The following is a 26,818-nucleotide window of genomic DNA, read 5'->3' on the forward strand; positions in this document are numbered from 1 at the left end:
GAAATCAGAGTTGTACGCCCGGGCGACCTTTCTCAATTGCGCAAGATTTGTGACGAACACATCGACTTGGAAGGGGTGACAATAGCGGACCAGGACCTGAGTCCTTATTGGAACTCGGCGTTTTTTGGAACACCTGCCCAGTTGTTCGGTTGGGTTTGTGATGAAGGAGGGTGTGTGCTGACAGTTCTGCAAATTCGCTGAGAGAGGGCGGTCATGGCAGGCTGGTGATTGTTCACGTCACCGATTCCCGCGAAGGAACGCCACCATGACCAAGATTGAAAGTAAGACCGGCAGCGCTGCCATCAAAGACATTCTGCTTTCGGACCCGGACGGACTTCACGAAGTGATCCGTGCGGTGATGCAGGAGGTACTCGAGGCCGAGATGGACGAGGCGCTGGGGGCTTCGAAGAGCGAGCGCACACCTGAGCGGCTCGGCTACCGCTCGGGTTATTACGGCCGCACCCTTGTCACGCGGGTCGGCAAGCTTGAGCTGCGGGTTCCGCAGGACCGGGCCGGCCGCTTCTCGACCGAGCTTCTCGAGCGTTACCAGCGTTCGGAGCGGGCCTTGGTGGCGACGCTTGCGGAGATGTATGTGCAGGGCGTGTCGACCCGCAAGGTCAAGGCGATCACGGAAGAGCTGTGCGGCCATGCGTTCTCGGCCTCGTCGATCTCGGCCATCAACAAGCGGCTGGACGAGAGCCTCGCTGCCTTTGCCAGGCGCCCCCTTCAAGAGCCGTTTCCTTACCTCATCCTCGATGCGCGCTAAGAGAAGGTGCGTGAGGCCGGCGTCGTCATGAGCCAGGCGGTGCTGATCGCTGTCGGCATCGACTGGGACGGCCGGCGCCAGATCCTGGCCGTCGAGATGGCCAATCGCGAAAGCCGCTCGGCCTGGAGGGATTTCCTCGTCGCGCTGAAGGCGCGCAGCCCCAAGGGCGTCGAGCTGGTTGTCTCCGCCAATCATGCCGGCCTGGTCGCGGCGATCGGCGAGGTGATCCCCGAAGCCGCCTGGCAGCGCTGCTACGTCCACTTCCTCAGGAACGCGCTCGATCACCTGCCGAGAAAGCACGGCGCCGACTGCCTGCAGGACTTGCGCTGGCTCTAATGACCGGCGCGATCTCGCCGAGGCCAAGGCCGATCTCGCCGCATGGCTGTCCAAATGGTCGGGCCGCTATCCGCGACTGACGAGTTGGGTGGAGGAGACCATCGAGCGCACGCTGACCTTCTTTTGCCTGCCGCGCCAGCATCACAAGCATCTCAAGAGCACCAACATGCTTGAACGGCACAATGAGGAAATCCGCCGGCGCACCAATGTCATGCGCATCTTCCCCAATGAAAGCTGCCTGCGCCTCGTCAGGGCGCTGGCTGCGAGACCAACGAGAACTGGATGGAGGCCAACCGCTACATCAACATGGACGATCTGCGCGAGCACAAGAAGCTCGCTCTACGCCAAGCCGCATGACCAGCATCGTGGCCGCCCCATTTTGCAGAACTTGACGCACACAACCTGAAGGAGGTAAGCGTCATGACAACTCTTAGAGGATACATGACCGCGTCGATCCGGCTTTTCCTTGTTGGTCAGGGGCGATCCTCGGGTACGCCTCCGGCGAGGGCCGCCTTGCGCGATCATGGCACGGTAGCGAGGCTGGGCTCTTAAGGTCGTCCTTAGGAGCGTAAGCCCCGCGACCATCCCATCGCTGAAAACAAACCCTTGATCAGCGGGCGCCCGACGGACCGCCTCTGTCGTCGTGGCGCTCCCATGAAGAACCTGGCCCATAGTGCATCCTTTGATTCGGAAGATAAGGATGCCCCATCAAAACCTGAGATCAAACATTTAGGCAGGCCTCGACTGGGACAAGTAAAACGGCCGCATTCGAGGCATGAGGCTGCACGCGTCTAAGATCCGAACAGCCAATACCCGAGCGTCCTCGACATCCCCGCCGCCAGAAGTCAACGATGCCCAGATCGGCCGCACGACCACCAGCAGAAGGGCGCCACCTCAACCCGTCCTACACTCAACATTTTGTCGCGTCCGCGACGTGCCTTCTTGATCCGATCCGTGGTCTGCTCACCTAAATAGCTGAAAGAGATCACGCATTTCTGTTTCCGGCCTGATTAGCCAGTTTGGCACGAGGTTTGCAACTTTGTGTGCGATCCAGTTGAACGGGCCGATTGGCACAGTCACCTGAAATCACAACTAATTAAAGGAACGGAACATGTCGGAACTGTATCGGATGGCATTACCAATGGGGGACAGCCGGCCGGCAATGCCTCCGCCCACCACAACCAGCCTTCGCCTGACTGTCTCGTGCTGGCCACGCCAGAGTAATCAATTTTGTCCTAAGAACCACAATACGACAAATCGCAGAACGTCCATCCATCCATCCTGAAACCAAGACACAGCAATCGCTTGTCGACGCAGTGTCCCACCGCCGAGAGGAAATGTAGATGAGAAAATTTGTTGCCGCCAAGCTTCATGGAATAACTGTGACCGACGCGAATTTGAACTACCGGGGCTCAATAACTTTGGATCCAGATCACTGCGACGAAGCCGGCATCCTTCCAATGGAATTCGTTGAAATCTGGAATAAATCATCGGGCGCTCGAATCAGCACTTACGTGATTTATGGAGAGCGGGGTTCTCGTTGCTGCGTGCTGAACGGAGCCGCTGCTCGCACCTGTCAGGTCGGGGACGAAATAATCGTTTGCTCCTCCGCATACATCGAGGAGCATCAGATGGTGGAGATCAAGCCGCGAGTGCTGACTTTCCACCGGGATAATTCTATCTGCGACCACATGTTCTACGAGGGTGCAATAGACGACGATGGAAGGATAACGTTCTCGATTCGCGAGGGCTCTCCCGGCGATAACGCGCTAAAACTCACTCCCTAGTAGGGCCTTTCGGTGACAGCTCGTGGCGCCGGGTCCCGGTCAAGGGCGTACTCGTCCCCAGTACTCTGGTACGCGATACAGTGCATTATCCCACTCGGCCACTATTCGGTCAGTTGCCATCAAGCCCAATCGGTTCTGCCCAGATCTGGGAAGACGATTTTGCTGCGCCAAAGGCAACTTCAGCTTCAGCCAGCGGCTGCGGGTAGAGGCGACCAATTTCACGGAATGTTTGGCCTTGGATCGTTGTCTTTAAGTCTGAGGTCCACGATGGCAAAACGACCTATCGACAAAAACGCAGAGTGGAGAACAGCCAATGTCAAGGAAAGCTCTCATCCTGGTTGAAGGCCATGCAAGAGGTAATGGAATACGATACATCCACGCGGCCCGGCGTCTTGGCTTTCATCCAATTACACTATCAGTTGATCCAACACAGTACGAGTATCTTGCGGCGGAAAGAAGCGAGGCAATCCGTGTCGATACAACCAATCTTGATACCTTGATTCGCGAATGTTCCAGGCTGCGTGAGACCAATGACATCGCTGGTATCACGGGCTTCTCGGGCATCGACGAGTCGGTCTATGCAACCGTTGGCAAACTATGTCGGCATTTCGACTTACCGGGACCCAACCCCGAATTGATTGAACGATGCTGTGACAAATTCTCTCAGCGCCAGCTACTTGCGGAAGCCGGAGTTCCGATACCCGCTTATCGCATGGCGCTGAATGTGGCAGAAGTAGAAAGCGCTGTCGCGGAGATCGGCTTTCCCGTAATTGTTAAGCCGGCAATCGGCAGCGGTAGCATCGGTGTCCGATTGTGCCGCAACGCCGATGAGTTAGCTGACCACACGACCTATCTGTTGGGTGGGAAGCACATCTGGCCGTCTTCGCCGAGGATATTGGTTGAGGAATTCGCGCGCGGCCCTTTTTATAGCGTGGAGATAATGGGCAATGAGGTTATTGGGATTGTCGCCGTTGATTTCGGCCCCCCACCGCATTTCGTCTTCCGTGAAACGACCTTCCCGGCCCCGCTTGCGGAAGACGATCATGACCGTATCGTTGATGTTTCGCTGAGGTGCTTGCAAGCTCTTGGCCTTAATTGGGGGCCAACGAACATCGAGCTCCGGTTGACTAATCATGGCCCGGTTGTAATCGAAGTGAATCCGCGTCTTGCTGGTGCGCTTGAGCCTGAACTGGTCCAACTGGCGAGCGGTGTCGATCTGGTCACCGAGCACATCAAGCTTGTCGTCGGCGAGGAATGGGATTTGCGCAGAAGGCATTTGCAGACCGCAGCCGCGCGGTTCCTAGTTGCTGATTGCGACGGCACCCTCGATTGGATCGATGGCGGCAGTCAGGCGATCGCGGTACCAGGTGTCGCTGAAATCAAATTGTATGTTGAACCCAACGCGCCGATCTTCAGGAAAGGCGATTTTCGAGACTGGATAGGACATGTCGTCGCCGTTTCACCCAGCCTTGCTCAGACCGAAGCGATACTCCAACGAGCTGTCGACTTAATCGCTTGGTCTATCACACCGCCGTCGGGCGAACAGGAGCGATCTGCAGCCCCACGACTCCCCCCCAACTGAGAGGTGATCCGTCGCCAGCATAAGAACTCTTACCCGCAATAGCTCGCCTTGTTGTCAAAAGCATAGCTGGAGTTCAAACTTATGAATATATCCAAGGGACCCCAGGCATTCCCTAGAAGTGAATACCTTCGCCGGCTCGGCTCGGTGAAGTTCGAAATGGGTCGGTGCGATATCGACGCGCTCGTCGTTTCCGACCAACATAACATTACCTATCTCACGGGGTACACCGCGCTATCAGCCTATGTTCCTCAGGCCGTTGTGGTTTCGATACGAGAAGAGGAACCGACGTTCATTCTGCGCCGCTGTGATGCGCCGGCAGCCATTCATCAATGTTTTATGGAGCGCGACAAAATCGTCGCATACCCCGAAGCGTATATTGGAAATCCTGACAAGGATGGCTATGACGCGGTAGTCGATTACTTGGAGGACGTCGGCCTCGCGAGTCGAGGCATAGGAATCGAGCTATGCTGCCTTCCATCGCAATCGGCGAAAAAGTTTAGGATGCGCCTGCCTGGTGCCACGATCGTCGATGCTACTAAGGCGGTCACTTGGAAAAGGCTCATCAAGTCAGATCTCGAGATAGCTGTAATGCGGGAGGCGGCGGCAATCTCAGACGCCGCGATTCGACGCGCTGCTGAGGTAATACGCCCCGGGGTGCGTGAAGCAGACGCGTGCGCGGAAATTGTGGCAACGTTGGTGCGCGGCGCAAACGGTAAGCCAGGAAGCGGGATCGAGGGAATAAGTTTGTGTTCATCACCGCGAACGGGAACGTGCCACATTCCGTGGAGCGAGGACGTTTTTCGCTATGGATCGCAGGTGAATCTCGAAATCGGCGGTGCGCGATATGGTTACTGTGCTGGGCTTATGCGCACTTACACGATCGGCTCACCCTCCGATCGTCTACGTCGCGTGCATGAGATCCAAGTCGCCGGCCTTGAGGTCGCTCTTGATGCGATACGGCCAGGAGCGACTTGCAGCGATGTTGCCAACGCCTTCAATCGCAGCATCGAGAAGCGGGGCCTCAAAAAGGAGACGCGTTGCGGCTATGCACACGGCATTGGTTGGTTGGAGCCGACCGCAAGCCTTAAGGATGGCGATATGACAGAGTTGCTACCAAACATGACCTTTCACCTGATGTTAGGTAATTGGATCGAGGAGGATTTTGGATACGTCATCAGCGAAACGTTCCGTGTCACAGACTCCGGCGTCGAGGTACTGACCACTGCTCCCCGGAAGATTTTTGAGATCTAAATTAGAATATGGCTTGTCATAACGACAGCGCGGACGTCCGGAATAGATCTTGCCGGTCGACGAGATGTCGCCTACCTTGTTGAAGTGCGGACGGCGAGCGGCGGTCGGCATGCGGGGCCGATCCGTGTCGAGGCGAAGCCGAACGCACGCTGGTCGCTGTACGACCAGTTCTCCTGCGGCCGATCAACTCGTCGACGACGTGACGCGCGAATGCCTTACGCGATTCCGGACACAGATCTCTGGTCGCCGCGTTGCTCGCGAACTGACGACCTGATCGCCCAGCGCGGCAAGCCCGGCATGATCGTCGCAGACCACCGCACGGAGTTTACCTCGAACACGGTCCTTGCCTGATCAATGGATCATCGCGCCGAAAATACATTCCGCTGCAAGCCCATGTGCGCAACATAAATGGCTGCACCTCTAGTCTACTCGCCACTGTTTAAAAGACTGGGGCAGGTCAATGCGCTTTCGTTACGACCTCAGAGCAAGTCTACAGGTCATAGTAGTAGGTAAGGTATGGACTCAATTTACCGATCTTGTCATAGAGCGCCCGCGCATGATAATTTGATCTGTCCGTATTCCAATAGATTCTCAGCCAGCCTTGGTCGCGACCGTAGGAGGCCAGATTCGTGAGCATGGCTTGGCCAATCCCCTGGCGCCGCGAAGACTCGTCGACATAGAGATCTGCGAGAAAACAGACCGGACGATCGCTAAGAGTATACGGGTGAATGACAAAGGTAGCAAAACCTATGGTAACGCCAGTTGCTGAGACCGCGATCAGCGCGTTAATCGGTTCGTCTGGGCGCTCGATGCGCCGCCAGATCCTATCTGTCGCCTGTTCTGATGAATTGAGACCTTGGTCGGCGCAATATGCGTACCAAAGGGACCGCCATGCATCGCGGTCGGCAGTGCCTGCGAGACGAATCTCCATGAGGGGCGGGCTCCGGCTGAGAATGGGCTCCAGGGCGCGAGGTGTTCGGCCTGAAAGGTTGACGGCTTGCGATAACTGCCACCGGCCCGCAAGACGTGCAGCACGCGACCGCCGGGTGTTATAAGATCTTTCCGCCTGTGACGGCGTCGTGGTCGCGCTGGAACTGGTTCCCGGGAGCTCGGTTCGCGATACGTCAAGCGCGAGTTGGGCGAGCGTTATCATGGGATCAAGTTCCCTCAGGTTTTCCCGCAGCACGTTTGCGACAGCGGTGCAGATCTAGTGCGATCTTTCCCTGCGACCACACGATGCAAACAATCTGACACCATAGGTGCATTCATCCCGAAGCGGGCTTCCGACCGCCGCGCTACACGCGCGACGGCGGGACAATCTAGCGGATGCGAGAGTTCTTCCAGCTTACCACGGAGATCTGCACCGCGTCGGCGCCATAATTGCGCATGCTTTAGAAAAGCAGACAATCATTGCAGTTCGCGCGCGCGTCCGGCGCCATTCCCAGTCACCCATATTGACTCAACGTTGCGCAGCATCATTTCTACAACACTAACTTGCTGCCCTTGTCGCGAAGTCAGGCGAGCGTCGATCTCGGGATAAATAAAGAAGGGCAGCGAAATTCGATCAGTCGGACCACTATGCACGACCTGGTGGGGCGTACTCTTGAAGCGGCCGTCGCTCAAGACCTGAAGGAGGTCGCCCAGATTGACTACGAGACTATCGGGCAGGCTCGGCACCGGCATCCATCGACCGCGGAACCACACCTGCAAGGAACGCAGGGGGAGTTCCTCTTGCAGCAGCAGCGTGAAGAAGCCATGATCCGTGTGCTTTGCGCAAGTGCCGCCGCGAGCTGGATACCGTATCACGCGTTGCCCAAGCGTCGGCGTGCTGAAATGGCGTTGGAACCATGCCTCTTCCATACCTATCAGGTCCGCCAGCGCATCCCCGATCTGGGGGACAATCCCGGCGAGCACGGTAGCCTGCAAAGCAAGCAGGTTTCTTGCGAAGCCAGGAGCCAAGGCTTCATCCGGAAGGCGCGTGCGGCCGGAGAACGGACGCCGGTCGCCTTCGTTCTCAATTCCGAGGTCGAATACCTCCTTTGGATCGAAGCCGGCCTCAGGATGTAGCATTTCGCCGTGTAAAGGACTGTATCCACGGGCGGCAGTGGGGTACACGTCCTGAAAGGCGTGCCCGTAGCGTTCCTTAACCGACTGTGGCAATGCGAAGAATCGCCGGGAAGCCTCAATGGCTTGCGCGATCTGTTCCCCGGGGATGCCGTGCTCGACAAGGTAGAAGAACCCGTATTCCTGGCATGCCATTTGCAGGCGCTGGCGCTCGTCACGTCGCGTTGCATCGTCTCTCAATTTCGAAAGTGAAATTTTCGGCAGCGTGGTCATAGTCAATCCCCTTTTTGGGCGCTTAAGTTGATTAGTGTTTGCCGCGGCTCTCAAAGTCGACAGTTCCTTGGATGTGGGCAACGCGCCGTCTCTTCCAATAATAACGAAAGTCGACATGATGTCCCATTCTAAGGCTAAGCCGATGGCTGGGCGGTGATTCCGTCTTAGCAATTGATCTCTAGCGCTTCCTGGTGAAGATAACAACGATTTGTATGTTAATATAGTTGTATATATTGTTACATCCGTCGCGGTTAGTTTAACATTATCACGGCCAAGATACTAAGAGCGATTTACAATTCTGAATTGCTTTATGACTTCCAGGCTCAATCCAGACCAGCGCCGACCTCCGGGTTTCATGGCAGGATCGGCCATCTCGAAGAGCTCTATGACGCGAGGTATCGCCAGCTACCTGAGCTCGTCCATCACACACGCCGTCCCGGACGATGGCCGAATGGCAGAAACCGACCGCTCGAAATTTTCCTATCCCATAGTCTTTTTCGACGCTATCCGGGTCGAGCGGTCAAGCTCAGGGACGAAGACTTCGTTCGCAAAAAAGCCATCTACATCGGGTTCGGCGTTCTGCCTGGCGGCACCAAGGAGCACATGAGCTGAGGAAGCGCTTGTCGACGTTATCCGCCGTCTCGACGAGACGACTAGCCGAGCAGCAAAGCAGGCAGCGATTTAGCTCCGTCTGCCGTCTCTCAAGGTTGTGTCGGCCAATTTCTCAGCCACCATAATCGTCGGAATGTTTGTGTTCGCCCGAGGGCAAAATGGCATGACGGAAGCGTCGGCGATCCTCAAACCCAAAATACCATGAACGCGTCCCGACGGATCGGTCACAGCGCCAGGATCCGCGGCTGCCCCCATCCTGCAGGTCGACGTCGGATGCCAACTTGGGATGACGTTCTGGCGAATATACCGATCCAGATGTTTCTCGTCGTTGACGAGATCGGAAATGCTATCCCCATCCGTTATGACGCGCCTAATCAGCCCACGGCGCAGCCGCGGCGACGCGTCCATGAGCAGCGCCAGAAATGACGTGAGTGCATAGTTTGTGCTTGTGACCTTGCTCACCAGCTTCGCTCGCGCATTCAACGCTGACGGAAACGGGTCCAGCGCCACAGAGGACAGCGAATCTTGCTGCAGCAGGCGGACTATGAAGCGAAAGCCCTGCTTGAGGCGCTCGGCGTCCCGCTTGTCGCTCAACCAGTTGAAATCGACCTCCGGCTCTATTTTATGCGAACTACCCTTGAGCGCCACAGTTCCCGTCGAGTAGCTGCGATTGACCCACACGGCGAGAGTGCCGAGGCGCCTCCCCAGCGGGTGCCAGGATGATTTGGCAACAGTCGATATTGCCATATCGGTCGACGGGCAGCCTTCGTAACCCGACGAGTAGCGGGCGTGCATCTGAATATATTCGCTCACGCCGGGTGACAAGCGATCGGCCGGCTTCAAATAGGCCGAAACGCAAATCGTGGGGTGTTCCTGAAGATTCTGGCCCACACCTTTCAAATCTGCAACGATAGGGATTCCGAATTGTACTAATTCCTTCGCGGGGCCGATCCCGGAGCGCATCAATATGGCGGGTGAATGGAGTGCTCCTGCGCACAGGATAACGCAAGAAGCGCTATACGATTGCACGCCCGATTTGTTCTCCGTCTCGACCCCCGTTACCGTTGTTCCCAAAAAGGTCAGCCGCGCAACTGTCGTTTCGGATAAAATCGTTAGATTGCGGCGAGAGCGGACGGTTTCGGGTAAGTACGCCATCGCGGAGGAGACCCGATGACCATTGCGGTTGGTCAATGGGACAACTGAATAGCCATCACCGAATGCACCATTGAAGTCTGGCCTGAAATGAAGCCCCAAAGCATCGTAAGCATCGGAGATTGCCCGGATGAAGCCCGACCAGTCTGATTGGCGCACACGTTTGATTGGCAAGGGGCCGTTCGTGCCATGAAATTCCCCGCCGAAATCCAAATCGCATTCTAGACGACGGAAGTAGGGCAGCACGTCTTCCCAACCCCAGCCCGTTGCACCGCTTGAGGCCCACTCATCGTAATCTCCGGGCCCGCCGCGGTTGGCGACTTGGGCATTGATGCTGGAGCCGCCACCCATGACGCGCGCCTGTTCGTAATGGACAGGCTTGCGGCCACCTCGCACCGTTGTCGCGTGGAGTGACTGCCATCGATAACCGGGATTAAGGTAAGCACGCGTTGGGTCGCCATCCTGGATGTCGTCAGGAATGGCATTCGGCGGCGTATCAGGGCCAGCTTCAATGAGCAGCACGCGAGCGCCATAGGCGGAGAGCCTGCTCGCCATCACGCATCCAGAGGAGCCACCACCCACGACGATATAATCGAAAACCACGCAACTCCCCATCAAGGTACCAAGTGTGATGGGCTTCTTCAGCAAAGCGCTCCTCCTACCGCCTGAGATATGGTCACTTACGGCGCGGCAGCTCCACATCATGCCGTCTGTAACGGAGCGATTTGATCGCCAAATCGGTCGAGGGCATGCCCGAAGCGAGACCGAGCGACCCATCTGAACTATCTCTGAACCGACAAGCTCTCAATTCCAGGGCACATGCATCTCCGGACACGCCGGTGCGTCGGTGTGAATGATTGCAAGTTCGTAGGGCGAGAGCAGCGCTCGCCTACGGTTTCTTGCATCACCGTCTTCCGAGAAACAATGATACTAACAAGAGATAACGACGACTTTTTCGATTTTTACAGCAGTCAAGACTGTCACTTCAAAATATCGCATAACTACGTTATTGTAGACCCGGTCTCTTACATAGCGAAGGCCTACTTTCGGTGCTTTCCGAAGCGAACGCGTGTTCGTTGGGCGAATGAATGAAGTGACCTTCTCGAGCGTTAGGTTCTCGAAAGCAAACTGGATCGCTGCCCTGCCGGCCTCTGCGGCGATCCCCTTACCGGAAGACGCAAGGTGGAGGCACGATACGGTTTCCACATTAGTGGGATCTTCGGGCAGATACGGGCCACTGTACATCAATCCACAGTAGCCTGCGAATTTTCCGACTTGGCCTTCGCCTTTTACGAACACCATCCATAAGCCGAAACCATTGCTCTGCCAATGATGGATGAACTGTTGTAGTTTAGCTTTCGATTGCTCTCGGGTCGGATAGACTCCATCCCACATGGCATTTACCACAAATGGATCGCTATGAAGCTCATGTAGAAGAAGCTCGTCGCTATGCGACGGTGGCCTTAGGATTAGGCGCGGCGTTTCTAGAATGTACATGAGAAGCTCCCTTCTAGCCATAAGTTAGAGCCGCACTTACCTCCAACGCGGCCATGATCTCCTAGCATGAGCGTCAAGGCCGCAGTGCTTGATTGAAGGCGTTCGACGAGGTTTATGCTTAAGGTAGCGAGGTCTACACAAATCAAGCTTTGGGCGCCTAACCGTGTCAGTGTTGACGGCACCTGGAAAGCCGGCCCGAAGGCGATAAAAAAATTAGGCGCCTCCTTTCAGAATGGAAGCAGGCGACGCGCTGGTGAGCGGGCGCCTGATACGCGCAACATGCTGCGGCGGCGTTTACGCAAGGGGTTGCTTACCCCAAGGGGGGGGTATGGTATTGGCCCAAAACCGGCTAACTACATTGTTCATTTAAAATACGCGCCTCCTTCAAGCTTAACCTGCACTGGTCACTTTGCGAATGCCCGCCAGTGGGTTCTTCAGCGTGCCGACGGTGTGCAGGTATTCTCCCGGATCACCGAAGTCCACCATTTGCTGGTTTTTTTGTATCTGCAGTCGATTCATACATCGTCGCAGAAATTCTGGAGCGAATAGGTCATGCTGCCTGTATTTTTCGTCATATTCCGGATGTTTCGTCTGGTAGCCAAGGATGGACTCGCTTACGAGCTGCCAGAAGTGTGTCGACGGAAAATCAAGATGTTCTTCGAGTGTTACAGCCAAGTAACGAAAGAAGCAGTCGAAAACGTCGGTGAAAATGAAGTCGTGCTTCATGTCGCGATTTACTTGAATGCAGATCCTCTTAATCTCCTCCGGCACGTTGAGATCTCCGCCTAGAATACGAAGCTCCTCGCCAATGTCTTTCATGATAACTCGCGTCGGAGCGTGATCTTTCATAACTAGAATTATATTTTCTCCATGTGCCATAAACGCTAGATCGTAAGCATAAAAGCAGTGGAGAAGCGGCGCCAGATAAGATTCAAAATAGCGGCGTAGCCAAGCGGCGGCGTCTAACCCCGAGGCATTGATGAGGGCTGTCACGAGTGCTTCACCATTGTAATCGACATGAAGCAGCGACGCCATTGTCATCAGACGTTCCCCTTCTTTCAACTGCCGAAGGGGGCTTTCCCTCCACAGCGCAGAAAGCATCTGCTTGTAAGGGGAGTCCTTCTTGAGGGCGGTGTTGAAACAACGATTGCGATAGCCAATCGTCGCGACCTCGCGAAGGATGCTGAAGCCGTTGGCGGCTAAATAGGAGTCACTGTCGAGCAAATTCTTCAACCATTCGTTGATGGCGGGCGTCGCCAGCATGTGTGTCGGTGACAAGCCGCGCATAAACCCCATGTTAAGTATCGACAGCGCCGTTTTCACGTACCGTTTATGCGGATCGCTTATATTGAAAAGTGTGCGGATCGATTGCTGGGCATGATATATGTCCTTCCCCTGGCCTAGGCAGACAATGTGCCGGTTGGCGATATCCGCCGCGAAGATAGTTGAGAGCCGATTGAACCATTGCCAAGGATGCGCTGGCATATAGATGTAATCGGTCGAGTTTAGTCCCTTTTGACGCAACGCTGCGTCGAACTGTTCCAGCGCCTGTCGACCGAGTTCCTCGTGCATGAGAAGGTCGTAGTCGAGCGTTGAAATGGACTTAAACGTTGCCATTTCTTTATGGACGGCCAGCCATATGAGTCTTATCGAACTGCCCACCTCCGGCGCATAGCGACTATAGTCGAGCGCGTCAAAGCCAATGCGACCGTTATTCGCGATAAAGGTCGGGTGGCCCTCCGTCATGCCAGCCTCAACGATCTGGTAATCGGCAAAAGCCAGTTCTGCGGCGGATATCTCTGTTTTGGCCTGCTTGTACGCGCTGCCATACAGCGTGCTGCTGATCTCCTGCAGGTAAACCGGCATCATCTCTTCCTTTATGCCAAGATGGCGGCTGAACTCAATAACAAAATCAAGCGCATCCAGGGGGGCCGGCCTGCCCTCAATCCTTTTCTCCAGAGAGCCGGCGTCCACTTGCCAGTGATCTAGCAGGAGGCGCCGAGCCTGGAACCAATACTCCAACCCAGGGGTCTCGCTTTCCAGCACATACTTCCCCCAGTCGCCTTCCATTCGCTGGAGTCGAGGAGCAATTAGCAACTCGTGTGCAAATTCGCTGATTGCTTTACGGATAAGGAGCCGGTTGGCCTTTGCCCATAAATGCGGTTTCAAATGCTGCGTTACGCGTTCGGCTAGGCTTATCTCATCGTCTCGGGCTGTCATATCACTCACGATCTCAACTCCTTCAGAACGTAACGGTGTAAGGTTCGCGAACGCGCCTTACACTCGTCTCGCCAAACTTCGACGTCGCACAAAATCCGTTCTATTTTTCATCAGAAAGGATAAGAAATACCGGACCTCTTATACAAGTTAATTTCTAATGTGTTGTGTACCGTTCGTCTTCGCTCGTGATAAACCAGCAATATTACCATCTTACTTATATAATATATTAGAATACCGGTTTCACCGGCCCTGGACGTCGTCCTTCATCTTGCAACGAGCAAGAAGTGTGTATTGATTTGCACATGCCGTACTGTCGTTCGATCACGTCAAGCGGTCGGTGTCCATTGTTTGAGCTCTCCGAGTGTCCATTTTTGCTGTCCGTCTCCATACAATCGCATACGTCTAAAGCGGAATTTCCTTTGCTTGATAAGCCCAGACTGGGTAGGGGGGACTGAGTGAATGCCTACTCCGCTGAAATGCTGTCCTGCACCGCGCCAATGCTGTCGCGTACGATCGACAGACCACGGCGCAGTTCAGCCTCGGTTATGGTAAGGGCTGTCATGAACTTGAGCACCTCACCATACGAGCCAGCGATCTCGATCACCAAGCCGCGACGAAAAGCTTCCCGGGAAATGAGCCCCGGCAATGAGTGGTGCTTTGGTGATACGAGTCCATACATCAAGCCGCGGCCTCGGACATTCAGAGCAAGGCTGGGGAAGTCGTCTGCGATCGACTTGAGTTCTTGAGCCAAGATGGCTGATTTGCGAGCAATCTCATCTTCAAACTTGGAGTCGGACCAGTAAGTCTCAAGGGCCGCACGAGCAGTGACGAAAGCATAGTTGTTGCCCCTGAACGTGCCGGTGTGCGCACCCGGCGTCCAGACATCAAGTTCAGGCTTCATGAGGACAAGGGCCATAGGCGTTCCAATTGCAGACAACGACTTTGACAGGGTAACGATGTCCGGCACGATCTCAGCCGCCTCGAAACTGAAGAATTTCCCTGTGCGACCGACACCAGCCTGAATATCATCGAGGATCATCAGGATCTCGTGCCGAGAGGTCAGATCACGCAGCCGTTGCAGCCATTCAACGGTAGCAGCATTGACACCGCCTTCGCCCTGCACTGCTTCTAGGATCACCGCAGCGGGTTTGCCGAGACCACTGCTAGGATCATCGAGAAGCTTCTCGAAATACTCGATCGTGTCTGAAGCGCCGAGATAGCCCTCGTACGGCAACGATGTCACGTGCGCGAGGGGAAAGCCGACAGCATCTCGGAACTTCGTGTTTCCGGTTGCCGCCAACGCCCCAGCGCTGACTCCGTGAAACGAGTTCGTAAACGAAACGATGTTTGACCTGCCGGTCACTTGGCGAGCTAGCTTCAGAGCCGCCTCGACCGCGTTCGTACCTGTGGGGCCAGTAAATTGCAATTTATAAGACAGACCGCGGGGCTTCAAAATAAACTGCTCAAAAGCTTCGATGAAGGCCTTCTTGGCGGTCGTAGCAAGGTCGAGCCCGTGCACAATTCCGTCGCGCGCAATGTAGTCCAACAACGCCCGCGTGAAGGCTGGGTTGTTGTGCCCGTAATTCAAGGCTCCCGCGCCTCCCAAGAAGTCGATGTATTCCCGACCGTCTGTAGCTATGAGGGCAGTGCCGACGCCTCGATCGAACAGAACTGGGAACGCACGGACGTAGCTCCGCACCTCAGACTCAAGACGATCAAAGATCGCGAGGCTTACATCGTTTGTAGGAGTAAACTGCTTCTTCATAGGGCGAGTCCTGAATTGTAGCCTGCAAAGGCATCAGCCCAAACTGTCTGGCGAAGGCCATTTCAATCGGTTCGAGGTTCGGCTTGTATGACGGCAGCATGAGCAGTCACACGCCTGGCCACGCCAACTCACGGCCCAAGCCAGTCGATCGCTGCGAGGTCCAACGTCACGTCCACCAGAGAACAAGATCAGGCCGCGCAAATCCGAAAAAGCAATTCAGCACTAGGCGACGCTTTCCGTCGCCTAATTGACCGGTAACCCCGTGAACGAAGCCGCCATCGATTAGGGCGATATCCCCGGTTTTGAGCTCGAACTCGCGGCAAGGGACGGCTTCCAGATAGGCTGCCGAATAGGGATATCCAGTGGTCTCCACACCTTGCGATATCCGGTCCGCAACCGTCGGCTTGTGGCTCCAGAGCTTCAGATTGCCGCCTTCCTCAGGCATGCTGGGATAGAGGTTGAGCGCTGCGACCGTATTGTGCGCCACCGCAGAAAGCTCGTAATCATCGCCAGCACGTAAGACTTGAGCGACGTCGTCGTGGGGATCCAAGGAAAATGTGCCTGTGCCCGACCAACTGAGGCCGCGACAAACATTGGCCTGGCCGTGTTCGGAACGGGCTAGCCGCAATTCGATTCCCTGGTTGTGAAGCTCTCGCTTCAACGCCCTGAATACTGCTCGAACCGGGTCAACCAAATTCTTAAAAAGGGCATCGACGTACGGCCGCGCGTTTTCGGCGTCTGCGAAATAGGTGGCTGCATCCTTCCTGTAGTGAGATGCGCCGACATATTGTCCGGGCACACCATCTTTACGCTCTCTGAGACCAGAGCTTCCAATAAAGTTCGTAGTGATCTCCTCGGCTACTTCGGTGCTGAAAGCTTGCTTGATGTGCAGAGCGGTGAGCTCACCTTTCAGGACCGAGATGATCTCCGCCGTGTTGATCGACCCGGTCCGTTCTTTGATCGAAACCGGCGAGATGGCTGGCACTTGAGATATCTGACTAGGCATTGTCTTGCTCCTGTAGTGCGTGTTCAAGGATGGTGATGCCACGATCGAGTTCGGCATCGGTGATGGTTATCGGTGGGAGGACTTTGATAACGTCGCGATTTGGCCCCGAGGATTCGATAAGAAGGCCATTTTCGAATGCGACATCGTGCACGCGGCCGACAACTGCCGGTGAACGGCATTTCAGGCCGGCCATCAGACCGCGGCCGCGCTTCTGTTCGATGTATCTTGGAAATTTCGCAACCAGGCGATCGAGGTGCGTTTGCAGCCTGACGGCTGTCCGCTCGACACCTGCAGTAAATTTCCTATCCGACCACATCTTGCACATGGCTCCTGCCGTCACGAAGGCGAAATTGTTGCCTCTGAAGGTCCCGCTATGTTCTCCGGGCTTCCATATGTCCAAGTCGGGTCGAATCAGAACGATGGACAACGGACTACCTGAACCGCTTAGGGACTTGGAAAGACACACAATATCCGGTTCGATTTTCGCGGACTCGAATGAGAAGAAATCGCCAGTTCGGCCCGCACCCGCCTGAATATCGTCGACGATAAAAACAATGCCGTGCGTACGGCAAATGCGCTGAATTTCCGTGAGCCAAGCTGCGGATGCGGCGTTCATGCCGCCTTCGGCCTGGATGGTCTCCAGAATGATTGCGGCAGGCTTTTCTATGCCGCTCCCCGGGTCGCTCAAAACGCTGTCGATGTAACTGGCGGAATCGAAAGCTTGGCTCGGATAGCCGTCATAGGGAACACGGATCACATCGTGGCGAGCGACGCCTCCCAGTTCCCTGGTTGAGGCCGAGCCCGACACCGCTAGAGAGCCGAGCGACATGCCGTGGAACGCATTCGTAAAGGCCATGACGCTCGAGCGGCCGGTGTATTTTCGCGCCAGCGCCAGCGCCGCTTCGTTGGCGTTCGTGCCGGTCGGCCCGGGAAACTGAATCTTGTACGAAAGGCCTCTGGGTTTCAGGATCCAATCGACGAACCCTTCAATGAAGTCACGCTTTGCCGCCGTATGCATATCAAGCGACAGAAGAATGTTCTCACCGACGAGATATTCAATCGCTGGCGCCATAATATCCGGATTGTTGTGCCCGTAGTTGAGTGCGCCGGAACCCACCAGGAAATCGATAAAGGGCTTACCCGTCTCGTCCCAGATCGTCGCCCCAAGGGCCTTCGTAAAGACGGTGGGGAACGCCCGGCAATAACGACGAACGTTAGATTCATGAGCCGTGAAAGCGTCGGTGTCCATATCAAGTCCTCTGCACATAGTCTTTCAAAGAAGAGAGCTGTTTAATGGCTAGTGGTTTGCGGCAGATGTTCGTCGCTTAACGTTGAAGCAGAATGCCGGAGGCAGCTTTGTTTGGTCTGGGTTTGGTCTGGTGATGCCGGCATCCTCATCAAATATTGTTGGGTTGCGTTGCCCTCCATTCGGATGCTTTCGAATGTGCTGCAACAGGATGGCTTCTAAAGCTTCCGCGAAAGCATCGCTACTATGGCATCAGGTAGTTGACGTACCCACCCTTCGCTGCCCATAGCGCTCCGGACAAATGAATGAGTCCAAGGAGATCAGCAGGGTCGCGTCGCCAGAGGTTGTGTCGCTCGGCGGTAGCGAAGCCGCTCGCGAGCGCGCTCCTCAATAGCGCCGTAGCGAGCGAGCGGCTTCGCGGCGGTCATCAATATTCGCCGTTCAACCTCGGGCTGCGGACACCAACCTGATTCAAGAAACTATTTGATGACCGATGACACAGCGAAAGCCACGCTCTCTTTGAGAAGAATGCGGATTCCGATCTCTTGCGCGATGACTGGCCCGAGCCGCCGGATCAAGAGGGCGGGGCCGCCGTGGACCCCCTTGACGGAAAGCCCGTTCGTAGGCCAGGCGGAAGCAACCGGGAGACGCGCTGGCGAAGGGCCGCATCGGTTTCGAGAACGTCCACTACCGCGACGGCAACCATCCCCGGCCGCAGCTGGGCTGCTGCCTTCAGGCGAGTCGAAAAGGAGATCGTCCGGGAGGGTGAAGGCGTTGACGAGGTGAGCCGTGAGTAAGCAATCAAGCTCTGATCGGGATCGACTAACACTGTTTCCATCCGACCGATGGTTGACCTGTGATCGGCGTTACCTCAAGCTAGGCAGGCCGACAAGCTCGGTTGGAAGGCGAAGACCTTTCGATGAGCTCGTCTCCGAAATGCTCGAGGCCCACTGCCGCGCCTACAGGAACATACTGGCGTAACGTGAAAACACGATGGCGTCGCGGGCAGGTGCATCTGTCGTGGGGCCATCCGCACTGCCAGGCACGCCCTCTCGGCCGGCATGCACTCAGGTCCGGTCGTTTGGGTCGGCGAATTCACACATCCTGCAAAGCAGAAAACCATCTGCTCCATTCATGCGGTCGACGATTTCGCGAAAAACTGGCTTTTCAAACAGAGCGGAGTAACCCTCATATAGAAGGTTGCCCAATACGTGACGCCGTTCAAAATCCATAGAGCACAGGGTAACGTCGCCGTTTGGAAGAAGAACATTCCGATACTGTCGTGCGTCCACGCAGGTTAGGGCTCCGACCACTGGCTGACGTGGTGCAACGATCTTAGGGTCGACGCTTCCACCCCTACTGCTCACCGGCCGCGCTTTTATCAGGGCTTCGGTAGGAATAATGTCGGCTATATCTGGGTGGGGCTCGCCCAAGGCCACGAATCGGATCAAGGGGATGTCCGCGTCGACGAGTTGACGAACCAGATCGCGATACTTGTCTCCGACCAGGCGGCTGTTCATGTAGGTGCCGTCATCGAAAACATGGACCACGAATACGCCCAAGCGCAAGGCTTGCAATCGCTGCAGGTCCTGCCCGTTCATTCCCACCAGCGTCGTAAAAATCCTGATGCCATGGCCTTTGGCGAAGGCGTGCTCCACCATTTCGGTACAGTCCGGATTGAGCCAAGGTTCGGAGTATCCCGCAAAACCAATGTCGACGGAAGTCGGTACGCGGGCCAGACACCGCTTGAAATCTTCAAGATCCAGATGACTCGCATGAGACACTTTTCTTTGCCGGACCGCGAACTTGTCCTGGGGACAATATGAACATCCTACGACGCATCCCGTGGTCGTCGTTATCTCCAAAACCCTGCCGGCTGTGTTTGCTGAGCGAAGTTCCGGTAAAATCACTGGTGATTACTCCCATCTACTTCCTGCGAAGCGCCACGATGGTGTGCGTGTGCCTTTGGCTTTCTGATACCGCCTGCTGATCTACCGAGGCAACGCAGACATCTACCCTTTTTGGCAGCCTAAGCCGCCCGGTTCACCGATTTGCCGGGCCGACCCTTCACAAACTTCCAGCGCGTCGGACCAGAGACAGCATTGCATCTTTCGAGGCATCACTCGCTCCGGAGATGTAGCCTCAACCGTTGGTCGCTGGCCCGTCGCCGAGATGCGCGCGCAGCACCCTCGAACCCGCCGGAGAGAAGCTTTCTGGATGCCGTCGATCATCCTTCATCGAGCGAGTTCCGTGTTCTCATGCGGGTCAGCCCTCACACTATATTGCCGCACATCGACCAGCAAAGGCCGAGCTAGTGCGCCTGGCGCGCAGTTACTGCGAGATAGGCTTCGAAAAGCCCGACAGGGCTAAGACGCTCCGCTGTATTGAACCCGAAATGTTTTCTGACAGCTGTCAGATTTTGGACACACATCACTCATCGTCAGTCGCTTAATACGGATGGTAATTTCTTCCAGGAATCGGTGACATTGAACACCACCCTGTCATGACCGCCCAATCTCAGCGAAGCGAACTCAGCATCGCCACCAGGACCAAGCCTGAAGATAAATCCGCCGTAGCAGCGTCAACGACATTTTGCTTTCGAAGCCGGATGGATTGCACGAGGTGATTCGCGCCGTGATGCAGGAGGTGCTCGAGGCCGAGATGGACGAGGCGCTGGGTGCTTCGAAGAGCGAGCGCACGCCGGAGCGTCTCGGCTATCACGCGCGCTACTACGGGCGGAGAACTAGCTGCGCACCTACGGCGGTTGGATAATCCCAAGGTTCAAAGCTTTTACAACAGCTACCGTTCTGCTGGTCGCATCCAACTTCCGCATTACATTTTTTAAATGGAAATCTATCGTATTTCGTGATCTGCCTAAAATAGTTCCTATTTCCCAAGATGATTTTCCTTGTGACACCAAATCAATGCACTCTATTTCTCTCGGAGACAGGTTATGAGCTCGTTCCGACGCAGTCGTAGTGTCGAACTTCGTAACCATCCGATGAAACCGCAGCGCGGCCATTTGCAGGTAGGTGATCGCTCTATTCTGCAATTCGCAGTCCGAGGATTGAGCAAAACTCACAAACCTAAAGCTGCCACCAGGGCCATGTAATGGGACGGTAACGCCTGACCTCAAGCCGAATGTTGCTGCTTCGTCCAAGACGCGGCGTCCATCTTCAGTTATGTTTTCATCAGTATACACCTCGCTCCATCGAAAGGGTCCCGCCTCCTTTCGACCTTTCTTGATGAGGGGGTCTATTTTGGCATAGCCCATTCTCGAGTAGCGCTCCTGCCATTCAGCAGGATAATTCCACATCACCACAGAACCCTCCCGGTTCGGCTTGAAAGCCCTCTCTGATGCGAGCGGCCCATAGGCAATCCACGGGCAATCGAAATTCAGCGCAAACGCAGACAACAGTTCGAACAACTGTTCGGATTGAGCGACATCATCAGTCATCTTGAGGAATAGGTCTAACTCCACCGCAATCCGCCGGAGTTCCATGATGTCTCCTTCATTGCGTTCTCATTGGTGCACAGTTTGCTCCAACCCAGCCTCGCAACATCCGAAGTCAACGGGACTCGAGCCGGAGTTCCTTCCGCCACCTGGAGTACCCTCAAGAGTCGTGCCAGCTTGCGAGCGAAGCTTCTCCTTCAGGTCGTCAATCGACGGGGGAGGTACCCAGGAGGCGAACCGACAGCACTGTGTCGGGGAGCGCACAATCCGACAGTCGAGCATTCGATTGACGGAATATGGGCAGGAAAGTATTCGCGGCGCGCTTTTGAAATCAGCACCTAAGTGCCGGGCCTGAGAAAGCTGCATTGCAACTGTACTTATTTGATCGAGGCAAGAACAAGCTCAAAATTCAATCGATACATCGACCTTCTTTTCCAATCTCCCGAGTTGAGCAGCCGTAGCAATCGTATCGACTGGATGGCGGCTGACTTTCTCCAGGCTCGGTAACCTGCTGAATTTGTCCTTCGGATGTTCCCGCTCAGTTGGCACGACTTTTGAACTCACCGTCGTGAGGCGGCAAGAGCTGCCCGCCAAAATTGATGCTGTTATGGGGGAGGTCGAAATTCCAGTTTTGTCTTTTATCGTCTTTGGGACCGAGCGTGTTGATGCGCCCGCTTGGAAACTATGAGACGTTTCCCCGTCCATGGGCGCGGCGCCACTTGTCGCGACGTTTTCGCCTTCACTGTTCGCCTCTGGAACAGGCAGCCGGCCCGGCTCGCGATCATCATGACCGCGATGCTCGCCTCCACGCTGGCTGACGTGTTGATGCCGCTCTATTCTGGCCGACTCATCGACGCTGTTTCTCGTGCTGCTAATGCGGCAGCACCAGCTTCGGATTCAGCTGTTGCAGCATTCTCTGTACCGATTGCATTGGCACTCGGTGGCATTGCCATGCGCCACGTCGCCTTCATTGGCCTGAGCGACCTGGTGTTGAAAATGATTTCCGACGTCGCGACCGAAGCGTTCCATCATGTGCAGCGCTTTTCGACAGACTGGCATGCAAACAGCTTCGCCGGCTCGACAGTGCGCAAGATAACGCGCGGCATGTGGGCGCTCGACCTCCTCAACAGCACGATACTCGTCACGCTGCTCCCGTCGTTTGTCATCTTGATCGGCTCGACGGTGCTGCTCGGCTGGCACTGGCCGGTCATGGGCGTGATCTTTGCTTGCGGCTCTCTCGTCTACCTTGCGTTTTCGATTTCGCTGTCGCTCGGCTATGTCGCGCCAGCGGCGAGCCTTGCCAACCGATGGGACACAAGGCTCAGCGGCGCGCTTGCGGACGCGGTCAGTTGCAACGCTGTGGTCAAGGGCTTCGGCGCAGAGGTTCGCGAAGACGAGCGGCTTGCAAATATCATGACGAAATGGCGGCACCGCGCGCGCCGGAGCTGGGTGCGCGGAACGATCATCGGCTCAACCCAAGGCGTAACTTTGGTTGCGCTCAGGGTGGCGGTGGTCGGATATGCCCTGCTTCTGTGGTCGCATGGACAGGCAACGCCGGGCGAGATAGCATATGTTCTCACGTCCTTCATCGTCCTGCAGGGCTATCTGCGTGATGCCGGCATGCATGTCCGCAACGTGCAGCACTCGGTTAATGATATGGAAGAACTGGTGGCCATCCACAATCAGCAGGTGGATGTTGCCGATCGTCCAGAGGCCAAGCCGATCCGGATCACGAACGGCCGTATCGATTTCGAGAACGTCCACTTCCGCTACGCCAACCATCCCCTGCCGCTCTATAGCGAATGTTCGCTGTCGATTGAAGCTGGCGAAAGGGTTGGGTTGGTTGGACCCTCCGGTTCCGGCAAGACAACATTCGTGAAGCTGATCCAGAGACTCTACGACCTGAGCGGCGGCCGGATCCTGATAGACGGTCAGGACGTCTCGGAGGTGACCCAAGAGTCCCTTCGTTCGCAGATCGCGATCGTGCAGCAGGAGCCGATCCTGTTTCACAGGTCGCTTGCCGAGAACATCGCCTATGGCCGGCCTGGCGCGAGCCAGGCCGAGATCGAGCAAGCGGCACGACTGGCAAGTGCCCACGAATTCATCGCGCCCCTGCCGAAGGGCTATGGGACATTGGTCGGCGAAAGGGGTTTGAAGCTCTCCGGCGGCGAGCGCCAGCGCGTGGCGATCGCGCGCGCCTTCCTCGCGAACGCGCCGATCCTTATTCTGGACGAGGCCACATCGAGCCTCGATTCGGAATCCGAGGTGCTCATTCAACAAGCGGTGGATCGGTTGATGGTGGGCCGAACCACACTCGTCATCGCACACCGGCTGTCGACGGTCCGCTCGCTCGATCGGCTGCTCGTCTTCGACCGTGGCCGCATCATGGAGGACGGCGATCATGCCGCCCTGATCAATCTCGATGGTGGCATTTACCGCCGCCTCTTCGAACGGCAGGCGTTGGAACTCGCGAAGGGCCTGGCCTGATCGCTAAACCGGCTTGCGCGATGCGCCGAGCCGTTGCCGGAGAGGGGTGTGGCAGTGACGAGCGGCGGGCGTTAGGCGGCAAAACCAGCACGGCCGGAACTGTCCGCCAAACGGGCGAGCGGGAATGCACCACGTCTAAGCTTCGGCGAATGCGCGCAGTTACACGCGGGCACCGAATTGTCGCGCCTAACGGCGCACGCACCAAAAGGGCGGGAATGTCGACGGCCCGGGAAGAGTGCGGCCCTCGCCGTTACCCACATTTCGCCAAAGGAAGCGAAGTCAACGCACATTGAGAGGGCGGTGCTTCCCGGCCGGCCGGGATCCCTGTCGCTGGCCCAACCTACCGCACGCTGGCCACGTCAACGGTTCAAAGTCCCTTCGGTTCGCAAAGTCGTCCCCTTGGAGACCCGGAAGCGCAGGAGCTCCGACCGCAGTCTTCGCTCAACTCTGGCCATCTGCTCCGGGATTGGATTCCGTTCCCTTGCTAGCACAGTGGCAGCTGAGCACGAACTCGCCGGCCCCGTGTCTTTCGATTACGGCCAACGGGCTTAGGAAGAGATTGGATTCGCCGGCCCTCTGCGGAGCGAATGAACAGTTCTACAGATCATCGACGTCCGCGAAAAAGAGCACGCAGCCGAAATAGCAGGCCTGAAGCAGCAGCGAACAGGCCAGCGTCGTGACGACTGCCACACGGATCGAATCCAAAGCGAAGTAAACCATCGACGCATTGCTGCACAGGACCAGCCCCACGAGCCGACAAAAAGATGAAGTGCAACGCCGTTCTCCTGGTTTTCGCCAGATCATGTTGCGAGCTCGTCGGCCGCAACATGCGTCTGGCAGTTCTTGGGGCAGACGCGGCCGCAGGCTCCGCAGCCTATGCAGCGGCCGGCATCATCGACAACCATGATCATGCGATTGAGCTTGCCGTCGAAATCGTCGTCCTCGTCATCGCAGGGGCCGAGGATTTCACCCGCATCATCAACGCCGTGAAGATGCATGACATCGCGCGAGCAGACCTTGAAACAACGGCAGCAGCCGATGCAGGTCTTGCTATCGATGGAGGTCAGGTACGACGGCATCCAAATGGAGCCGTCACGGGTGGTGAATGTGCGCATCATCCTAAATTCTTCATTGAAGCGAGTTCTCTCTTGGCAACATCCAACTCGGCATAAACGGCTTGGGTTTTCTCGGCGACTTCCTGTATGTCGGCCCACTTGCCCGGCAGACCCTCGACAAGGTCCTGCAATGCCATCTTGGCAATAGCTGCACGCAACTGGAGCTTTCGGACTTTCTTCCTCATCTTATCTAGGTCTGACATAGATCCTTCCTGGAACAATGGTTTTGTTGATGCGCTCCATCTCGGGCTAGGCTTCAATGGCTGCAGTCGCATCGTCGACCAGTTTCGTACCGGCCTCAGCAAGTTTGCGGAAAGTCTCGAAGCCGAACCGGTGGACGTCTCGACAGAACGCCCAACCGCTGGAAGCCCGCAGGGGCTTCATTCCAATTATTGGCGACGTCGACACGCCGGAGCGCTCCTCGATCGCAAGCGCTACGGCGGTGTAAACATGTCGAGCCTCCACAGCGCGTCAGGATCGGGATCGCCGCCAAAGGGTACCGCACGTTGCTGTTGCTTGGTGATGATGAACTCGGCCAGCAGCTCGGCATCCGAATGGCCTTCCCATAAGCCGAAGGAATCCTGAGTACGAATGAGCCGCAGGAGGCATTTGACGAACGGGGAAGCAAGGGCCTCGTCGTCATTGTTGACAGCAGGGCCAACCGGAGGAATTTCGTTGTTCGTCATTTCAGTCTTCGTCTTCGAGGTACGATTTCCTTTTCCTGCGATGCCCACTCCGGGTCCGCTTGCGTGGCCGACGAATGGCTTGGGCGGGCCAACCCCAAGAGTGCCCCGTGGCCGACCTCGACATGTCCACGAGTGCGAGACCTGCGGCGCGAATTCGCGGCGCACATCGTCTGCGCCGCGATCCGACCGGTGGTCAACGCAATTGAAATCCAACCTTCCGCAAGCCGCCGCCCTGCTGCATCGACATACTTGCTGCGAAGAGAGCTTCGATGGGCGGATTGGCCAGTGTTCAATTCCAATTGTCAGTCCCTTCGCGATTCTTGCTCAGGAAGTGACTTCGTTTTGAGTTTCGGGTGCCTTCTTTTGCGGAGCCACACAAAGATCCGCGTGACAGGCAGGCTCACCCGTGTAGTTGGCCAGTGCTTCGAGCAATGGGGTAAGATAGTACTGTTTGGTGTGGTCCGGAATTGGCCCCAGCCGGTCCACCGATTTCAGTGCCACCTCGATCAACTCGATTGCGCGATCTTTGTTGCCGCTCTCGTAATAATACTGAGCTACCGGGAGGTACCGGAGGTATTTAAACGGGCCATCGCCGTTCGGGGGATTGAGTGCCAGTATCTGTTCCGAGAGCTCGTTGCCCATCGCAAAGCGCTCCGCGCGCGGAAGATGGGAATTGTCCATCGTGGGATCGAAGAGTTGGTTGAGGGCCAAGGCCATCCACGACACCGCGTCGGACGTTTTGTCGATCGCGTCCTCGACCAATTCTCGCATGACCGGCATGCCGGTCTTGATGTCGCGCAGCTTGTGAAGCAGAAGATCCGCATGAATCTGCCGGAACTCACAAGAGTCTGGCATCAAGGCGAGGCCTTCTTCGATGGCCAAGAGCGCCGCCGTCCAATCCTCGGCCTGCATCGCCGGCTCAAGTTTGGCGTATATCGGCCCGGTAAGCGACATTTCGCGCGCTGCAAGTTGGTTATGCGCGATGCGCTTTGCATCGGCGGCTTTCGCTTCATAGCTGCTGCGCCAGCTGCCGTTAAGGACTTTCGGCAAAACGTCATCGAGTTCCGCCGGGTGGCCGATAAAAGCGATGTGGCCGTCGCGGTCGACCACGAACGAGGTGGGAATCCCAATCGAAGAGCTGGGATCCATCCAGAGCTTGTTCATTTCGCCAATGTAATCGAACCCGATACGATAATTCAGATTCGGGAACTCCTCGGTCAGCCAGGCATCCACGTTGGTCCGCGCCTCGTCTGCGGTAGGACCCTGTTCGCAGGCGGCAACTCCGACCGCCTCAAATCCGCTGCCTTCATATTTCTCCTGCAGTTCGATCAAATGGGGCATGGCGTCGACACATGGTCCGCACCAAGTCGCCCAAAACTCAACGAGGTAGACCTTGCCGGGCCGAAAGTTCGTGAGGGGCTCGCCACGCAGCCAGTTCTCCACTTTGATCGCAGGAGCCGGGGACCCCATACGCAGTTCCATCTTGGTGTCCAAAGTCATTCCACACCTTTCGTCTCTT

General features: G+C 56.3%; 18 protein-coding genes and 5 pseudogenes. 8 read left to right on the forward strand and 15 right to left on the reverse strand.

What is annotated here, in order from left to right:
* Window positions 1–265 precede the first annotated feature (265 nt).
* The 5 genes and pseudogenes from FJV77_RS26375 to FJV77_RS26395 form a co-directional block, all read left to right on the forward strand.
* Window positions 266–1,459, forward strand: a pseudogene (locus FJV77_RS26375) (IS256 family transposase).
* 986 nt (window positions 1,460–2,445) lie between these two features.
* Window positions 2,446–2,889, forward strand: a complete 444-nt coding sequence (panD, locus tag FJV77_RS26380) for an aspartate 1-decarboxylase (RefSeq protein WP_063169354.1) — start codon at window positions 2,446–2,448, stop codon at window positions 2,887–2,889.
* A 313-nt stretch (window positions 2,890–3,202) separates the two neighbouring features.
* Window positions 3,203–4,471: an acetyl-CoA carboxylase biotin carboxylase subunit family protein gene (locus FJV77_RS26385; RefSeq protein WP_082826583.1), complete on the forward strand. Its 1,269-nt coding sequence runs from the start codon at window positions 3,203–3,205 to the stop codon at window positions 4,469–4,471.
* Window positions 4,472–4,552: 81 nt separating this feature from the next.
* The gene (locus FJV77_RS26390; RefSeq protein WP_063169356.1) at window positions 4,553–5,722 is read left to right on the forward strand and encodes a Xaa-Pro peptidase family protein; all 1,170 of its coding nucleotides are present in this window, start codon (window positions 4,553–4,555) and stop codon (window positions 5,720–5,722) included.
* 117 nt (window positions 5,723–5,839) lie between these two features.
* Window positions 5,840–6,070: pseudogene (locus FJV77_RS26395) on the forward strand (IS3 family transposase); the annotation flags it as partial.
* Window positions 6,071–6,212: 142 nt separating this feature from the next.
* Here FJV77_RS26395 and FJV77_RS26400 read toward each other — a convergent pair.
* Entirely contained in the window at window positions 6,213–6,653 is a 441-nt protein-coding gene (locus tag FJV77_RS26400) for a GNAT family N-acetyltransferase (protein WP_158515807.1), read from the reverse strand.
* 476 nt (window positions 6,654–7,129) lie between these two features.
* Window positions 7,130–8,059 (reverse strand): 2-oxoglutarate and iron-dependent oxygenase domain-containing protein, encoded by a 930-nt coding sequence (locus FJV77_RS26405; RefSeq protein ID WP_063170383.1) that lies wholly within the window; start codon window positions 8,057–8,059, stop codon window positions 7,130–7,132.
* Window positions 8,060–8,515: 456 nt separating this feature from the next.
* Between FJV77_RS26405 and FJV77_RS33100 the strand changes: the two are divergent.
* Window positions 8,516–8,659: pseudogene (locus tag FJV77_RS33100) on the forward strand (transposase); the annotation flags it as partial.
* 81 nt (window positions 8,660–8,740) lie between these two features.
* Here FJV77_RS33100 and FJV77_RS26410 read toward each other — a convergent pair.
* From FJV77_RS26410 to FJV77_RS26440, 7 genes are all read right to left on the reverse strand, one after another.
* Window positions 8,741–10,471, reverse strand: coding sequence for a GMC family oxidoreductase N-terminal domain-containing protein (locus FJV77_RS26410; RefSeq protein WP_224571100.1), 1,731 nt, complete (start codon window positions 10,469–10,471; stop codon window positions 8,741–8,743).
* A gap of 282 nt (window positions 10,472–10,753) precedes the next feature.
* The gene (locus FJV77_RS26415; RefSeq protein WP_158515808.1) at window positions 10,754–11,320 is read right to left on the reverse strand and encodes a GNAT family N-acetyltransferase; all 567 of its coding nucleotides are present in this window, start codon (window positions 11,318–11,320) and stop codon (window positions 10,754–10,756) included.
* A gap of 390 nt (window positions 11,321–11,710) precedes the next feature.
* Entirely contained in the window at window positions 11,711–13,540 is a 1,830-nt protein-coding gene (locus tag FJV77_RS26420; RefSeq protein ID WP_063169359.1) for an IucA/IucC family siderophore biosynthesis protein, read from the reverse strand.
* A 463-nt stretch (window positions 13,541–14,003) separates the two neighbouring features.
* Window positions 14,004–15,305 carry a diaminobutyrate--2-oxoglutarate transaminase gene (gene ectB / locus FJV77_RS26425; RefSeq protein ID WP_063169360.1) on the reverse strand — a complete coding sequence of 434 codons (1,302 nt, stop codon included), beginning with the start codon at window positions 15,303–15,305 and terminating at the stop codon, window positions 14,004–14,006.
* Window positions 15,306–15,471: 166 nt separating this feature from the next.
* Window positions 15,472–16,311 carry a hypothetical protein gene (locus tag FJV77_RS26430; protein ID WP_063169361.1) on the reverse strand — a complete coding sequence of 280 codons (840 nt, stop codon included), beginning with the start codon at window positions 16,309–16,311 and terminating at the stop codon, window positions 15,472–15,474.
* The gene (ectB, locus tag FJV77_RS26435) at window positions 16,304–17,560 is read right to left on the reverse strand and encodes a diaminobutyrate--2-oxoglutarate transaminase (protein WP_063169362.1); all 1,257 of its coding nucleotides are present in this window, start codon (window positions 17,558–17,560) and stop codon (window positions 16,304–16,306) included. Before ectB (FJV77_RS26435) ends, FJV77_RS26430 begins: the two co-directional genes overlap by 8 nt.
* Before the next feature lie 1,064 nt (window positions 17,561–18,624).
* A complete protein-coding gene (locus FJV77_RS26440; RefSeq protein ID WP_224571099.1) occupies window positions 18,625–19,341 on the reverse strand; it encodes an SPASM domain-containing protein in 717 nt (238 codons plus the stop codon).
* A gap of 719 nt (window positions 19,342–20,060) precedes the next feature.
* Here FJV77_RS26440 and FJV77_RS26445 point away from each other — a divergent pair.
* Window positions 20,061–20,296: pseudogene (locus FJV77_RS26445) on the forward strand (transposase); the annotation flags it as partial.
* Between the two features lie 16 nt (window positions 20,297–20,312).
* On the opposite strand, the gene FJV77_RS26450 reads toward FJV77_RS26445, so the two are convergent.
* On the reverse strand, window positions 20,313–21,059 hold the full coding sequence (locus FJV77_RS26450) for a LuxR family transcriptional regulator (RefSeq protein ID WP_063169365.1): 747 nt from the start codon (window positions 21,057–21,059) through the stop codon (window positions 20,313–20,315).
* Between the two features lie 636 nt (window positions 21,060–21,695).
* Between FJV77_RS26450 and FJV77_RS26455 the strand changes: the two genes are divergently transcribed.
* Window positions 21,696–23,498 carry an ABC transporter ATP-binding protein gene (locus FJV77_RS26455; protein WP_063169366.1) on the forward strand — a complete coding sequence of 601 codons (1,803 nt, stop codon included), beginning with the start codon at window positions 21,696–21,698 and terminating at the stop codon, window positions 23,496–23,498.
* A gap of 597 nt (window positions 23,499–24,095) precedes the next feature.
* On the opposite strand, the gene FJV77_RS26460 is transcribed toward FJV77_RS26455, so the two are convergent.
* From FJV77_RS26460 to FJV77_RS26480, 5 genes and pseudogenes are all read right to left on the reverse strand, one after another.
* Window positions 24,096–24,302 carry an exopolysaccharide production repressor protein gene (locus FJV77_RS26460; RefSeq protein WP_082826584.1) on the reverse strand — a complete coding sequence of 69 codons (207 nt, stop codon included), beginning with the start codon at window positions 24,300–24,302 and terminating at the stop codon, window positions 24,096–24,098.
* The gene (gene fdxB / locus FJV77_RS26465; RefSeq protein ID WP_174800308.1) at window positions 24,299–24,616 is read right to left on the reverse strand and encodes a ferredoxin III, nif-specific; all 318 of its coding nucleotides are present in this window, start codon (window positions 24,614–24,616) and stop codon (window positions 24,299–24,301) included. Before fdxB ends, FJV77_RS26460 begins: the two co-directional genes overlap by 4 nt.
* On the reverse strand, window positions 24,613–24,816 hold the full coding sequence (locus FJV77_RS26470) for a CCE_0567 family metalloprotein (RefSeq protein ID WP_063169367.1): 204 nt from the start codon (window positions 24,814–24,816) through the stop codon (window positions 24,613–24,615). Before FJV77_RS26470 ends, fdxB begins: the two co-directional genes overlap by 4 nt.
* 46 nt (window positions 24,817–24,862) lie before the next feature.
* Window positions 24,863–25,299 (reverse strand): annotated as a pseudogene (locus tag FJV77_RS26475) (DUF269 domain-containing protein).
* Between the two features lie 324 nt (window positions 25,300–25,623).
* Window positions 25,624–26,781, reverse strand: coding sequence for a TlpA disulfide reductase family protein (locus tag FJV77_RS26480; protein ID WP_063170386.1), 1,158 nt, complete (start codon window positions 26,779–26,781; stop codon window positions 25,624–25,626).
* Between the last annotated feature and the right edge of the window lie 37 nt (window positions 26,782–26,818).

Source organism: Mesorhizobium sp. WSM4306 (genome assembly GCF_007003975.1).
In the GTDB taxonomy this organism is placed as follows: Bacteria; Pseudomonadota; Alphaproteobacteria; order Rhizobiales; family Rhizobiaceae; genus Mesorhizobium.

What these genes read in the sequence shown, in the direction of transcription:
- panD (WP_063169354.1), top strand. Translation starts at nt 2,446, where the DNA reads ATGAGAAAATTTGTTGCCGCCAAGCTTCATGGAATAACTGTGACCGAC.
- FJV77_RS26385 (WP_082826583.1), top strand. Translation starts at nt 3,203, where the DNA reads ATGTCAAGGAAAGCTCTCATCCTGGTTGAAGGCCATGCAAGAGGTAAT.
- FJV77_RS26390 (WP_063169356.1), top strand. Translation starts at nt 4,553, where the DNA reads ATGAATATATCCAAGGGACCCCAGGCATTCCCTAGAAGTGAATACCTT.
- FJV77_RS26400 (WP_158515807.1), bottom strand. Translation starts at nt 6,653, where the DNA reads ATGGAGATTCGTCTCGCAGGCACTGCCGACCGCGATGCATGGCGGTCC.
- FJV77_RS26405 (WP_063170383.1), bottom strand. Translation starts at nt 8,059, where the DNA reads ATGACCACGCTGCCGAAAATTTCACTTTCGAAATTGAGAGACGATGCA.
- FJV77_RS26415 (WP_158515808.1), bottom strand. Translation starts at nt 11,320, where the DNA reads ATGTACATTCTAGAAACGCCGCGCCTAATCCTAAGGCCACCGTCGCAT.
- FJV77_RS26420 (WP_063169359.1), bottom strand. Translation starts at nt 13,540, where the DNA reads ATGACAGCCCGAGACGATGAGATAAGCCTAGCCGAACGCGTAACGCAG.
- ectB (WP_063169360.1), bottom strand. Translation starts at nt 15,305, where the DNA reads ATGAAGAAGCAGTTTACTCCTACAAACGATGTAAGCCTCGCGATCTTT.
- FJV77_RS26430 (WP_063169361.1), bottom strand. Translation starts at nt 16,311, where the DNA reads ATGCCTAGTCAGATATCTCAAGTGCCAGCCATCTCGCCGGTTTCGATC.
- ectB (WP_063169362.1), bottom strand. Translation starts at nt 17,560, where the DNA reads ATGGACACCGACGCTTTCACGGCTCATGAATCTAACGTTCGTCGTTAT.
- FJV77_RS26450 (WP_063169365.1), bottom strand. Translation starts at nt 21,059, where the DNA reads ATGGAACTCCGGCGGATTGCGGTGGAGTTAGACCTATTCCTCAAGATG.
- FJV77_RS26455 (WP_063169366.1), top strand. Translation starts at nt 21,696, where the DNA reads ATGAGACGTTTCCCCGTCCATGGGCGCGGCGCCACTTGTCGCGACGTT.
- FJV77_RS26460 (WP_082826584.1), bottom strand. Translation starts at nt 24,302, where the DNA reads ATGATCTGGCGAAAACCAGGAGAACGGCGTTGCACTTCATCTTTTTGT.
- fdxB (WP_174800308.1), bottom strand. Translation starts at nt 24,616, where the DNA reads ATGATGCGCACATTCACCACCCGTGACGGCTCCATTTGGATGCCGTCG.
- FJV77_RS26470 (WP_063169367.1), bottom strand. Translation starts at nt 24,816, where the DNA reads ATGTCAGACCTAGATAAGATGAGGAAGAAAGTCCGAAAGCTCCAGTTG.
- FJV77_RS26480 (WP_063170386.1), bottom strand. Translation starts at nt 26,781, where the DNA reads ATGGAACTGCGTATGGGGTCCCCGGCTCCTGCGATCAAAGTGGAGAAC.